12 protein-coding genes are annotated in these 12,338 nt (G+C 52.2%); 1 reads left to right on the forward strand and 11 read right to left on the reverse strand.

The features are described from left to right. Window positions 1-5 precede the first annotated feature (5 nt). The 9 genes from JSQ80_RS00200 to JSQ80_RS00240 form a co-directional block, all read right to left on the reverse strand. Window positions 6-869 carry a sugar phosphate isomerase/epimerase family protein gene (locus JSQ80_RS00200; RefSeq protein ID WP_240463424.1) on the reverse strand — a complete coding sequence of 288 codons (864 nt, stop codon included), beginning with the start codon at window positions 867-869 and terminating at the stop codon, window positions 6-8. 38 nt (window positions 870-907) lie between these two features. After that, the gene (locus JSQ80_RS00205) at window positions 908-1,678 is read right to left on the reverse strand and encodes an SDR family oxidoreductase (protein ID WP_206093902.1); all 771 of its coding nucleotides are present in this window, start codon (window positions 1,676-1,678) and stop codon (window positions 908-910) included. A 17-nt stretch (window positions 1,679-1,695) separates the two neighbouring features. After that, window positions 1,696-2,961, reverse strand: a complete 1,266-nt coding sequence (locus JSQ80_RS00210) for a glucuronate isomerase (RefSeq protein WP_206093903.1) — start codon at window positions 2,959-2,961, stop codon at window positions 1,696-1,698. Between the two features lie 52 nt (window positions 2,962-3,013). Continuing rightward, complete coding sequence (locus JSQ80_RS00215; RefSeq protein ID WP_206093904.1) at window positions 3,014-4,192, reverse strand: Gfo/Idh/MocA family protein; 1,179 nt, start codon at window positions 4,190-4,192, stop codon at window positions 3,014-3,016. Window positions 4,193-4,670: 478 nt separating this feature from the next. Next, window positions 4,671-5,558, reverse strand: a complete 888-nt coding sequence (locus JSQ80_RS00220; protein ID WP_206093905.1) for a hypothetical protein — start codon at window positions 5,556-5,558, stop codon at window positions 4,671-4,673. Between the two features lie 198 nt (window positions 5,559-5,756). Further along, the gene (locus tag JSQ80_RS00225) at window positions 5,757-7,175 is read right to left on the reverse strand and encodes a DUF4179 domain-containing protein (RefSeq protein ID WP_206093906.1); all 1,419 of its coding nucleotides are present in this window, start codon (window positions 7,173-7,175) and stop codon (window positions 5,757-5,759) included. Continuing rightward, complete coding sequence (locus JSQ80_RS00230; RefSeq protein WP_206093907.1) at window positions 7,162-7,710, reverse strand: sigma-70 family RNA polymerase sigma factor; 549 nt, start codon at window positions 7,708-7,710, stop codon at window positions 7,162-7,164. Before JSQ80_RS00230 ends, JSQ80_RS00225 begins: the two co-directional genes overlap by 14 nt. A 100-nt stretch (window positions 7,711-7,810) precedes the next feature. Further along, the gene (locus tag JSQ80_RS00235) at window positions 7,811-8,674 is read right to left on the reverse strand and encodes a helix-turn-helix transcriptional regulator (RefSeq protein ID WP_206093908.1); all 864 of its coding nucleotides are present in this window, start codon (window positions 8,672-8,674) and stop codon (window positions 7,811-7,813) included. 84 nt (window positions 8,675-8,758) lie between these two features. Beyond that, complete coding sequence (locus JSQ80_RS00240; protein ID WP_206093909.1) at window positions 8,759-9,889, reverse strand: M20/M25/M40 family metallo-hydrolase; 1,131 nt, start codon at window positions 9,887-9,889, stop codon at window positions 8,759-8,761. Between the two features lie 79 nt (window positions 9,890-9,968). Here JSQ80_RS00240 and prli42 point away from each other — a divergent pair, with 79 nt between their 5' ends. Next, complete coding sequence (gene prli42, locus JSQ80_RS00245; protein WP_087433194.1) at window positions 9,969-10,070, forward strand: stressosome-associated protein Prli42; 102 nt, start codon at window positions 9,969-9,971, stop codon at window positions 10,068-10,070. 102 nt (window positions 10,071-10,172) lie between these two features. On the opposite strand, the gene lipB is transcribed toward prli42, so the two are convergent. Further along, entirely contained in the window at window positions 10,173-10,892 is a 720-nt protein-coding gene (gene lipB / locus JSQ80_RS00250; RefSeq protein WP_240463425.1) for a lipoyl(octanoyl) transferase LipB, read from the reverse strand. A gap of 36 nt (window positions 10,893-10,928) precedes the next feature. Beyond that, the gene (locus JSQ80_RS00255) at window positions 10,929-12,317 is read right to left on the reverse strand and encodes a dihydrolipoamide acetyltransferase family protein (protein ID WP_206093910.1); all 1,389 of its coding nucleotides are present in this window, start codon (window positions 12,315-12,317) and stop codon (window positions 10,929-10,931) included. Between the last annotated feature and the right edge of the window lie 21 nt (window positions 12,318-12,338).

Raw genomic sequence — 12,338 nt, forward strand, 5'->3', positions numbered from 1 at the left:
TATGCTTATGTCGCCGGCGAGACCGTCTGCTTCGATAATTCATTCATCCAGCTCACGAAATGCTGAATCATCTGCACGGAGCTTCGCGTCCCGCTGAAGTCCTCCACACCGCAAAAGCCGTCATATCGTACCGCTTGCAAATCTGACATCACTTGCGGCCAACGGACGAAGCCTTCCTCAGGCGGCGACCAGACCAGCTTCGGTCCAGAATCGTCCCGTTCCGGAGAGACATCGGCATTTTTGACATGCACATGAGCCAAGTATGACCCTAAAATTTCCAGTCCCATCCGATGGTTCTCATAGCCTTCAAAGACCATGTTGCCCGGATCGAATAGCACGCCGATATCTTGCGGGTCAAAATGCGATACTAACCGATACGCAGCGCTGGCACTGGCCGCTATCGTTCCATGATGGGTCTCGACCAAACCTTTCACTTCATATTTCCGCAGCAGCGGAATCAACCGCTCCATATATTTCACTTGCTCGTCATAGAGCTCGTTATAGGACTTCGAACGATTGTAGCCGTGAACGCCGATGCGCATCATCGGGGCGCCGAGCGCATGCGCAATGCGCAGCACCTGCTCCGCCGCATCCATGTCCCCGACCTTCAAATAAGGCATGACTGCTGTATTGGCAAGCTCATGATCATCCATTTCTGTGCGCAGCGATTGCAAGAGTGAAATGTCAACATTCGGTTCAATGGTGCACTGATGATTTCCCCAAAATGAAAACGGCTTGCCTTTGTTTTCAGGCGCGATCGTGCAGCAGCGCCATTCGATGCCGCTCAGACCCGCTTCTTTTGCAATTGGAAGTAGTTCAAATACAGAAATGTCGGGTACCGCAACCGTAAATAATGACCATTTCATCATGTTAGCCTCCTATATTCAGTGAACGATTTCGTCACGACCTAAATTGTCATAGCCCCGAAGCCTCCGTCTACCCGCACAAGAGATCCGGTTACGAAGCTCGAAGCGCGCTCCGATGCCAGCCAGACGACGGCTCCTTGCAGCTCATCCGGATCGCCGAAGCGTCCCATCGGCGTATGCTTCATAATGGATTGAACACGCTCCGGCGCCAGGATGGCGCGGTTCTGCTCCGCCGGGAAAAAACCGGGAATAATCGCGTTGACGCGGACACCATGCGGCGCAAACTCGCGTGCCAGATATTGCGTCATATTGTTAATCGCCGCTTTGGACATCGAATACGAAAATACTTTGGATAACGGCGGATCAGACGATACCGAAGAAATGAGAATGATGGAACCGCCAAAGCCGCTTTCCGTCATCGATTGCCCGAACAGCTGGCAGCTGCGGACCGCTCCTTTCACATTCACATTCATGATGTGTTCCCATTCTTCCATCGCAATATCAAAGAAAGGTGTTGCGCTGTTCACGCCTGGGCAATAGAGCAAAATATCGACGCGCCCGTAGTGCTCCATGATCTCGCGATGAACTCGCTTTATGTCCGACTCGAGCGTGACGTCTCCCAGAAACGGCTGCGCATCCCCGCCCAGATCCGCGAGCCGCTTCACCGTTTGCTGAGTGGTATCGGCATTGCGGCCAACGATAGCCGTTCTGGCGCCGTGGGCAATAAGCCCTTCCGCCATGGCGCGCCCCAGTGTGCTGTTGCCGCCCAAGAGCACCGCAGTCTTGCCCCGCAAGTCAAAAAGTGGCGACATGCCTCCCCCTCCTTAAATCAAACTTTTCGTTCCCTGCCGGCAAACTTCCAGAACTGGCCGTTGAATAATTCGTCGACGTCTCGTTCGATATGGTTCCGTTCCACCTGCCATCCTTCCCGCTGCAGCCGGATATACTTATCCGCCAGCGCTTCCGCGATAATCATTCTGGAATGGCCCCATTTGGCAATGAGCTGCTCCAGCACCCGGCAGTCGGAATGCTGGGGAACGAATGATGTTCCGAGCAGCTCGATCCGAAGCCGGGTCATCTCCTCAATCATGGACTCGATATGCAGGAACCACCAGCAGCCGAACGGCAGCACATTGCGGAATTTACGCGCCAGCACCGCCAGCTCATGCTGGTTCTCGCGCGCCAGCATCGTGACCATGAACCGGTTGGCCGGATGCCGCGCCAACAGCCGTTCCAGCGCATTGATATCCGCATGCTCGCTGCGGTCCCCTGCCAGCAGGAGCGCCGGATTCACCTGCCGCTTCACTCCAATCATAAGCGCAAGCGGTACGTTTAGCTCCTTGCATACGGGAAGAATCGCTTCTTCCAACACCGCGGTGCCGCAATCGTCCGCCGGATATTCGAATGTTCCTGGCACAGAAGCGGCAATGTACAGGGCATCCATGCGCCGTGCCCAATCCCGGAGGAAGCGTCTCGTCTCTTCCAGCTGGCTGTCCCTGTTCGCTGCCGTCCACTGCTCCGTTACCGCATAACCTTGAGCACTCATTCCGCTGCTGGCGAATGCCCAATCAAGCAGCAGCGAGTCTATCCGGAGCGCTGCGCCGAACCGCCCATCGGAGACGCCTGCCTGGGACCACACCGGATGCTCCAACACGTCGAACGGATCGTTGGTCATGACGATATATCGCACATTGGCGATGCCCAGCACATCATCGACATGCTCAGTCAGCTTCCGGCTGCGCCACGCTTCCCGCAGTTTTTCGATGTCTTTGGACAGAATCGGCATGCCGAGACGGTTACAGACGCCTACAACCGCCTGCGCCGCTTCGCTTATCGGCGTCCGCTCTACAAATAGCGTCTGAAACACGTGATTGGCTTGCTCCTGCTTCGACCATGACCAGAACGTATCCGTGTCCACAACGGAGTGCCGGAACATTTCAGCAATCAAATAGTGATATGTTAGGAGCTCGTCAATACCCCATAACAGTAAAGAACCAAAATCAGCCGAATAAAGATGAGTGTGCATATCCGTAACCGGACATTGCTGCACCACTTCATGCGTCAGCCTTCTCAAGTCTTCTTCTTGGGCGAGCAAAGCGGCACCGTCCTTTCGATGAAGGTGTCATCTTGGCGAAAATGACAATCCATTATGACCCGAATGTACTGCTCATATCGGCTGCGATTGCATCATAAGAGTTGGACGAATCGGCCTGATATCTCGATTGCTTGATTCGCTGCTGCAGCTCGCTATAGAACATATCCTCGTCGATGGGCAGCGATACCCAATTATCCGTCCACGTGGACAGCAGCATCGCATTCGAGAGCATCAAGCCATGGATGCCCTCCTCTCCAGGCGCGAGCAGCGGCGTTCCTTTCTGAATCGCATCAATCCAATTCTGAGTTATGCCGCGATGGGCGCCGCCTTGGCCGTGGATCGGAATGTCGCATTTCCAGCATTCCGGCTGGCCGAATACGCCTTTGAATTCCTTGTTGAATTCAGGCTCCGGCGTGCGGAGTCTCCAGAAGGTCATCCGGTCATCTTCAATTACGATCTTGCCGCGGTCGCCCGTTATTTCAAACCGGTTCGTTCCCGGCGCTTCCCCAGTCGTCGTGACGAACACGCCACTCGCGCCGTTTTCGTATTCAACATATGCCGTAACGTCATCCTCCACCTCGATGTCGCGATACCGGCCGAAGCGGCAGAACGCGCGCATGCGAACCGGCATTATGCCAATCGTCCATTGCCATAGATCCAGCTGATGCGGATCCTGATTAATGAGGACGCCGCCGCCTTCTCCGGCCCACGTCGCGCGCCATCCGCCCGAGTCATAGTAGCTTTGCGACCGATACCAATTCGTTATAATCCAATTTGTGCGGCGTATTTCACCGAGTTCTCCGCTTTGAACCAATTCGCGCAGCTTCCGATACAGCGGATTGGTTCGTTGATTGTACATAATGCCGAATACTTTCCCGCTCGCTTTGGCCGCTTCATTCATTTCACGCACTTGCTTCGTATAGACACCAGCCGGTTTCTCGATAAGCACATGCAGGCCATGCTGAAAAGCATGGATTGCCGATGCCGGATGATGATAATGCGGTGTGCAGATAAGGACCGCGTCGACGAGACCCGATGAGAACAGTTCGCCCTCTTGCTCGTAAAACGCAACTTGATCCCCCAAGCTTTCCATAGCCCACGCCCGCTTCGACGGTATCGCGTCGCATACCGCTGCAAGAGTGGCCCCTTCCACCTGTCCGGCTGCCAAATACGCTGCATGCGCTGCTCCCATATTGCCTAATCCAATAATTCCAACTCGAACCTTTTGCATGCTTCTGCCTCCTTGAACGGCTGTCCTGATTCTCTTAAGGATGGAACTTGACTGTAGAATATCATCAATAAGGTGCGAACGCTTACATTGAATTGCGCCTTTTAAATATCTATTTAACTCTGATTGGCTTTTCCCCTCTTCCGGTAGGGGCGTGCCACAAAGTCCTTTTGTCCACTATCCCGACTGTTCAGAGTTTCAACTCAGCCTCGCTTCAAAAATATACCTTGCATTCCATTTCACAAATGATTTTGGCGTAATCTGAGTCATTGGCAGAATAGGCAAAAGAGCTCATTATGACAAGGAGGGGCCGCCCCTCGCTCTTGCATCAAGTATAAACAGAAGCGCTGCCGAGCTTATAAAAAAAGAACTGGCTCGCGCCAGTTCTTTTATATCATCTGCTGAATTAGCATTATACGTTGCCCTTTTCCGTCTTCGTGCTGCCGAATGCCTTGTCCATCTCAGAACATAAAAATAAGTGTTACTCAATCTTACCATCAGGGGATATGATTCCTATGCTGTAGCAATGCCCTTTCAAATCAATTCGCGCCTCCAGCGTTGGACTTCCCTTCTTTGTAAAGACAAAATGGTTTTCGTACCTGTTGGTTTGTTCCATGGCGTAATCCTTCAGATCAATGCCGAACATTTTCTTCGCCGCCGGTGCCGCCGCAGCTTTCACCTTGTCTGCTTTTAGACTGGCGTAGGTTTTGTCTTTCTCGGGTGTCTCTTCCTTCGTCACGCTAATTTGCGTCACCTTGCCTGTTTTCGCGCCGACTTGAACATACAAGCTTTGTTTTTTATCGCCGCCCCATAGGCTCCAAATGTTTGATTTTTCCTCCGGATAATCGATGTCATAGCGGGTAGCGCTCGTTAGCTTGTGCGCTGTACTGCCCGTAAATTGCTTAAGCGCTTGATTGGCTGTTTGCAGCACGGAACGGTCCACCTCTTTGATTGGATAGTGTACCGTCACTGTCCGGCTCGAATCCGTGAAGGAGACTGCAAAGCCTTCGCCGCCCATTGAGGTTCTTGTTTCTTTGTCATTGGCATGCCGGTAGATATCGACACGTTCGACCTTGTATTCACGTTCGCCTGCCACATTGTTAAGAGCAGTCATCGCTTTGCTTTTCCAGGTATCATCTAGTTGCTCAAAGGTTAAAAAAACATTTACATATTCCATTTCTCCTGTTTTCTTGATCGAGATACTTCTTTTTCCATCCTTAGTTCCAATAACCCATACGCCATCTGATTCATATACTTTGCCAAATTCCATGCTTTTTCCTGACAAATCTTTGACCCATTTCCGAGCAGTCTCTTGTACTTTGGGATCCAAATCCGAAAATTGCATAAGTTTGTCTTCTTCCTGCTGCACGCTTGCCCTCGCCGCTTGAGCAGCCGGCTCAGGTACAGAAGTCATCACAAGCGCTGACGCGGATACAGATAATAACAATATTTTAAATGGTTTCATTCGTAAGTACCTCCATCCATTTATGATTCACTCTCTTAGATCACTCATCTTCAATTCCGGTTCCATTTTATTAAAATTTTTTTGTCGCTTGTACACCTCGAACTACTCTGTTACCGGGATCGTCATTTCAAATTCCCCGATGTACTTAGCGGCAGGAGTTTGTTTCGTGATGAACGTCAGCTTCTCGTCGCGCTTCAACGCCGGGTATTCGGCAACAAAGCTGTACGTTTCCGGGTCTGCAATCCGTTTTTTATCATAATGGTATTGATTTCCTGCCTCATCCTCTATTATCAACTGTCCGCTGTTCAGGAAAGGCTCATCTCCGAACGAGCGGTAATAGAGCAGTGTTTTATCGTCTTGATGCTCGATGCGTGACACTTCCAGATGGCCAGCCTGTCCTTGAGTCAGAACGAGCGGTGCATCTTCCGCTGGGGCCGCTTCCACCTTTGTTTTAATCTCTTTCAAACCTGCCTTGGACTCAATGAAATACGGCCGCAGCGTAATGGATTTCGGCACTCGCTGGAAGGGCGCGTATTGCTGATCCAACGTATTGTACAACATATTATCCATACGTGTGCCTGAGCGGGCTCCTCCCATTGGCTCAAGCTCAATCCCCCGGTCATCGAACACTGCGACCTTTAGGTCCTTCAGGTAGCTGGTGCCATCTTCCTCATCGACCGGATGATCAAATCCCAGCACCACTCGCGTGGAAGCTTCCGTTATCTCGATTTTTTGCAGCGCAATCTTCTCCTCGCCCCGTTGCTTTTCTATCTTCGGCGCGAGGGTGCGGGAAGCGATCTTTTTAACCGGAAAACGGAACTCAAATCTTTCATTTTCCATGTCTTCCAGATAAACATGCAGCGATAATTCAAACTCATCGGGCAAGTTCCAATCCGGGGTGAAATTATACACGCTGTTTACCGTCTTGCCGTCTTCAGAAAGGATGGGATTCGTATAACTGTGCGCAAAGTGTTCGCTCATTCCATCGATGAATAGCTTTACCTCCTTAATGTCCCGCCCGGGCGCTGGCTGAACGATGCCGATGGATAGTCTTGCTCCGTCATAAATGACCTTGGACACATCCAAAGTGACCCCGTGTTGCGTCACGCTCTGATTGACGTTATCAACCAGCCCCTTCTCATCTGCCGTTTGCAGCCCCAAATCACCCGCGGCTTTGAAGACGGACTGAAGGAATGGTATTTGCTTCAAGGTTTGCGCCATCGTCGGGGATATGAACCCGGAGCCGATAATGCCGAAGCCGATGACAGTTGCTGCTGCGGCTGCCAACATCACTTTGCGGAAGCGGACTCTTGGGCGTCTCGAGGGATCCTCTTCCAGAGCATGGTATGACTGTTCGATTCGTTCTTTCACGATCTCAGGCAAAGCAGCTGGTTGCTTGACTGGCGTAACCCGCAAAGCGGCATATGTCTGATCGAAACGTTGTCTGATTACATCCGGCAAATCGTCGGGTCTGTTGAGCACGGCTTGCTTTACAACTTGATCCAGGTCAACACGTTTCATAGTCGTTCTTCCTTTCATAGGGATTGTCAATATATTTTCCCAGGGCCGCCCGGGCCCGATAGAGACGGGATTTCACCGTACCTTCCGTTGTATCGAGGAGATCGGCAATATCTTTAATCGCCATATCCTCAAAGTAATGCAAGGTGATGACGATTCGATGCAGTTCTTCGAGCCGATCGATAGCAGCGATCAGATCGAGATACTCAATATTTTCATAGTCAGAAGCGGGAGAAGACAATGCCGGAAGCTCGGCCATGACTACGATTCTTTTTTGCTTGCTCATTATTTGCCGGCATTCGTTAATAACAATACGGAACATCCACGTACGGAAATAAGCAGGCTCCCTCAATGTATGTATTGCTCGAAAGGCTTTTAAGATAGCCTCCTGTATCGCGTCTGCGCAATCCTCATCCCGTCTGAGCATCGAGCGGGCCACTCCATACAAGCTGCGTTCTATACCGGATACGAGCCGAATGAAGGCTTCGCAATCTCCCTGTTGAGCAAACCTCACATCTTCTACGATTTGCACATCCATGCTCCTCCTCTGTTCATCTGATTCTATCTAGTTAGATTAGGCGCCTCTCCGATCGGTTCCATCGACTTTCATTTTTTCTACAAAAAAAACTCCCAAGAAGCTAATGCTTCTCGGGAGAGCTTATCAACTGCTTGCGGTACTGTTCGGGGGTGCACCCGACCATTTGCTTGAATAGCCGTGAAAAATGAGGCAAATGCTTGAATCCTGCGCGAAAGGATACATCCGTGACGCTCCATTGCGGTTCCGTCAAAAACCACACCTTTGCCTGATTGATGCGGCGGTGATACAAATAAGTGAATACCGTCGTGCCGGTAACGTCTTTAAACACCTTGCTTAAATAGTATTTGTTCAAATGCTGGCGTTCTGCGATATCGTCCAACGTCACATCTTCTTGATAGCAGCCTTCGATGACGCGAATCGTCTCCTGCACGCGCTTCTCGCGTTCGCCTGCCGGCGGCAACGCTGCCAGAGGCTCTTTGCACCAGTCGTATATACAATACAGCAAATCCAGAAATGCCAGTTGCATCCGCCGCTCGCCCACAAAATCGTGACGTCCCTCAAACGATTTCATTCGCGTCAGCAGCCGTTCCGCTTCTTCCCGATGCGGTGCCGGAAGTTTCAGGCGCGCATACTTTAATTCCCGAAACGGACGCAGCACATCATCCCCGGCTTCCGCCGGCAAATTGGGATGAACCGCCTCGACATATCGCGGATCGAAATGGATGATGGAGCGCACATACGGATAAGACGTATCGATATTCGGCCGGTGCAGCGTGAGACCATGCATCAGAATCAGGTCGCCCGGCTCCAGCGTATATATTTGATCGCCGATCAGATAGTGCGCTTTCCCGGCATGGAACATGTAAATCTCGTAGCTGGAATGGGAATGAAAGTACGGCACCTCATAAGGCGCCGCATTCCGGTACTGCAATTCAAACATGCTGGAGTGATGAATGAAAGACAACGGTCTCTCCCCCTTAACGGATGAGCCGGGCAGATTGGAGCTGTCGTGCTTGCGTTCAGCAATGCTGCAGCTGCCAGTTCCGAGTTAGGACTGGGCAGCCTCTTGGATAAGCGCCACTACGAGCTCGCTTGTCTTCACCAGATCGGACACATGAATCCGCTCATTCGTCGTATGAATGTCCAAGTAACCAACTGCAAGATTCACCGTCGGCACGCCCATGCCGTTGAAAATGTTCGCATCGCTGCCGCCGCCGGAATGGAACAAGCGCGCCGTAGAGCCAATGCGTTCGATGGCGCGCTGCGCCAGCTGCACCACTTCGTCTTTCTCGGTAAAGTTAAATGCCGGATACACGATATCGCTCTTGAATTCCGCGCGCGCTCCGCAATCGGCAGCCGCGCTTTCGAGCGCTTCCTTCATCGCCTGCACTTGCGCCTCCACCTTATGCTGCACGATGCTGCGCGCTTCCGCATCCAGCTTCACATAATCGCACACGATATTCGTCGCGCCGCCGCCTGCGAACCGGCCGATATTCGCCGTCGTCTCGTGGTCAATCCGTCCCAGCGGCATGCGGGAGATCGCTTTGCCGGCCACTTGAATCGCGCTGATGCCATCTTCCGGGTTCACGCCGGCATGCGCGGATTTGCCGTACACTTCCATCGTAATCTTCGCCTGCGTCGGAGCCGCTACCGCAATCGCTCCGATCTCGCCATTGGAATCAAGCGCATAGCCCAAGTCCGCTTCCAATAGCTTCGCATCCATCGCACGCGCGCCGACAAGCCCGGACTCTTCGCCGACCGTAATAACGAACTGGATTTGCCCGTGCGCCTGGTTCGTCTCTTGCATGACCCGGATCGCTTCGAACATAGCGGCGAGACCGGCTTTATCGTCAGAGCCGAGAATAGTCGTTCCGTCGCTGCGGATGTAGCCGTCGTCACCAAGCTGAGGCTTGATTCCGTTGCCGGGTTGAACCGTATCCATGTGGGAAGTGAAGAACAAGCGCTTCGCGCCGTGCATTCCTTCGGTTGCCGGCCAAGTGACAATCAGATTCCCTGCGCCATGACCCGTCGTCCCTGTCGTATCATCTTCCGTAACGTGCAAGCCCAATGCTTCGAATTGCTGCTTCAGCGTATCGCAGATGACACGCTCGTGCTTCGTCTCGCTGTCGATTTTCACCAATTCCATAAAGTGTTGAACAAGTCTTTCCTGTTGGACCATTTTGCTTTCCTCCAGACGGTTTCTTAGTTAAAATAGTGAGAAGTGCATCATGTATTGCGTAGAAAGGAGCTTTAAAAGCATGAAATCAAAGAAATGGTTTAAAATTGTGGTTTACCTCATGTTGGCTGCCATGATAGGGTCGACCTTATTTGCCCTTATCGAACCTTTCATATTCGGCTAGACTGAGACTGGCAAGCCGCATCATACAGAGCAAGCATCTTATGGGACAAGCCATGCAATCATGCATGGCTTCTCTTGTATCTCGTGATGCTCATATAGGTTTTCATTGCAGCTTCGTCTTAATATTCGCGCGTTCAAAGCCCAGCACTTGCGTGACATGCGGAAGCACCATTTGAGCCACTTGATTCACGGAGAAGGTCTGGCCTGTGCAATCCTCCAATGACGTCACGCCATATTCGCTAATCCCGCAAGGGATGATCCCGCTGAAGCCTTCATGCTCAATGCCGCTCTTCACATTCAGGGCAAAGCCATGGCTCGTCACGAACCCGCGGCGATGGCGGCATCGATTGAACTTGACGCCAATGGCGGCAATCTTCAAATCTCCAACCCATACCCCCGTATACTCCGGCTTACGGCTGCCTTCTATGCCGAACGTCCCCAAAAATTGAATGACTGCTTCTTCCAGAGAACGCAAATAACCGTGCAAATCGAGCTGTGGCCCTTCGAGCAGCAATAAAGGGTATCCTACCAACTGTCCCGGGCCATGGTATGTAATATCCCCTCCGCGATCGATTTCATATACCGCGATCCCCTTCTGCTTCAGCTGTTCCGGACTGAGCAGCAGATGCTCGGGGTGACGCTGCGAGCCGATGGTATAGGTCGGAGGGTGCTCCAGAAGAAGCAGTGAATCTTGCTCCGAGCCTTCATCGATAGCACGCACTATTTCCTTTTGCTTATCCCAAGCCGCTCCATAATCAATTCGATCCAAATAGTGAATGTTTATTGTTTTTCCTGAATTTAGCATTACATTGTTAGGGTTCATCGTCTCACGCTTTCTTCTGTCGATTCGTGCCCGTGCTTAATATACCTTCGTATCCAGCGTATAGCCTTCCAGGTTCTCCTTGACGCGTTGCAGGAAGCGTCCGCAGATGACGCCATCCAGGATGCGGTGATCCAAGGATAGACACATGTTGGCCATGGATCGGACAGCAATCATGTCGTTGATGACGACAGGCTTCTTCACAATGGATTCAAAGGTCAAGATGGCGGCTTGCGGGTAATTGATAATCGGATAAGACAGAATCGATCCGAATGACCCCGTGTTATTAACGGTGAACGTGCCGCCTTGCATATCGTCGAGCCGCAAGCGTCCTTCCCGTGTCTTGCGGGCCAATTCCTCAATCTCGCGCGCCAAGCCGGCAATGTTTTTCTGATCCGCCTGCTTGATGACCGGCGTCAATACCGAATCCTCCGTGCCAACTGCCAAAGACAAATTGATATCGCGCTTTACGATAATTTTGTCGACCGCCCAGAGGGAATTCATAATCGGATAATCTTTAATGGCATTCACTATAGCTTTCAACACAAACGCCAAGTAAGTCAAGTTAATTCCTTCTTTGCGTTTGAATTCATCCTTGATTTTGCTGCGCAGCAGCACGAGATTCGTCACATCGACTTCGATCATCGTCCACGCATGCGGAATTTCCGATACGCTTTGACGCATATTTCTTGCTATGGATTGACGAATCGGGGTCACGTCGATAAAGGTCTCCCCATGACCCGCTCGATCCCGGCCTTCGACCTCAATCGAAGGTATGCGCGGCGTCTCGGCAAGATGAAGACCCGAATGGCGCACCTGCACATTCGCATCCATGGAGCCCGTATTCGCCGGGACTCCTGGCGATGGCTGGCTGCTTCCAGCTGCAGACGCATAGGTAGACGGCGCGGCAGCGGCAGGCGCCGAAGGTTGCGGCGTCATCGCCGCGACTGCATGCGACTCGATCGCAGCCATCACGTCTTTGCGCGTAATGCGCCCTCCTTGCCCCGTTCCGTTCACGGTGAGCAGATCAACTCCATGCTCCTGCGCCAGACGTTGAACCGCCGGCGAATAGCGGTGCCGCATGTCTTGGCCTTGCGTCGTACCTCCAGCCGCCATGCCGGCTGGAGCCGTTGCCCCTGCGCCGGCTGCTGCAGGGGCAGGGGCTGTCTGTGCCGCTCCTTCCGGCAGCACGCGGCAAATGACGGCGCCGACAGCAACCGTATCGCCTTCCTGTGCCACGATTTCATTCATGACCCCGGCTTCCGTTGCCGGAATCTCTGCTACGACCTTGTCCGTAATCACTTCGCATAGCGGTTCGTAGGAATCGAACGATTCGCCGGGCCGCTTTAACCATTTCCCGATTGTAGCCTGCACGAGTGATTCCGCAAGCTGCGGCATGGTCACTTCTTTTACGTTGCCTGAAGACATTGTTTCTCACTCCCGTTCTTA

This window comes from Paenibacillus apiarius (assembly GCF_017052585.1).
In the GTDB taxonomy this organism is placed as follows: Bacteria; Bacillota; Bacilli; order Paenibacillales; family Paenibacillaceae; genus Paenibacillus_B; species Paenibacillus_B apiarius.

Excerpts from the sequence above, each read along its gene's own strand:
- JSQ80_RS00200 (WP_240463424.1), bottom strand. The coding sequence starts at position 869 with ATGATGAAATGGTCATTATTTACGGTTGCGGTACCCGACATTTCTGTA.
- JSQ80_RS00230 (WP_206093907.1), bottom strand. The coding sequence starts at position 7,710 with ATGGATGTGCAAATCGTAGAAGATGTGAGGTTTGCTCAACAGGGAGAT.
- lipB (WP_240463425.1), bottom strand. The coding sequence starts at position 10,892 with ATGAACCCTAACAATGTAATGCTAAATTCAGGAAAAACAATAAACATT.
- JSQ80_RS00215 (WP_206093904.1), bottom strand. The coding sequence starts at position 4,192 with ATGCAAAAGGTTCGAGTTGGAATTATTGGATTAGGCAATATGGGAGCA.
- JSQ80_RS00225 (WP_206093906.1), bottom strand. The coding sequence starts at position 7,175 with ATGAAACGTGTTGACCTGGATCAAGTTGTAAAGCAAGCCGTGCTCAAC.
- JSQ80_RS00240 (WP_206093909.1), bottom strand. The coding sequence starts at position 9,889 with ATGGTCCAACAGGAAAGACTTGTTCAACACTTTATGGAATTGGTGAAA.
- prli42 (WP_087433194.1), top strand. The coding sequence starts at position 9,969 with ATGAAATCAAAGAAATGGTTTAAAATTGTGGTTTACCTCATGTTGGCT.
- JSQ80_RS00255 (WP_206093910.1), bottom strand. The coding sequence starts at position 12,317 with ATGTCTTCAGGCAACGTAAAAGAAGTGACCATGCCGCAGCTTGCGGAA.
- JSQ80_RS00205 (WP_206093902.1), bottom strand. The coding sequence starts at position 1,678 with ATGTCGCCACTTTTTGACTTGCGGGGCAAGACTGCGGTGCTCTTGGGC.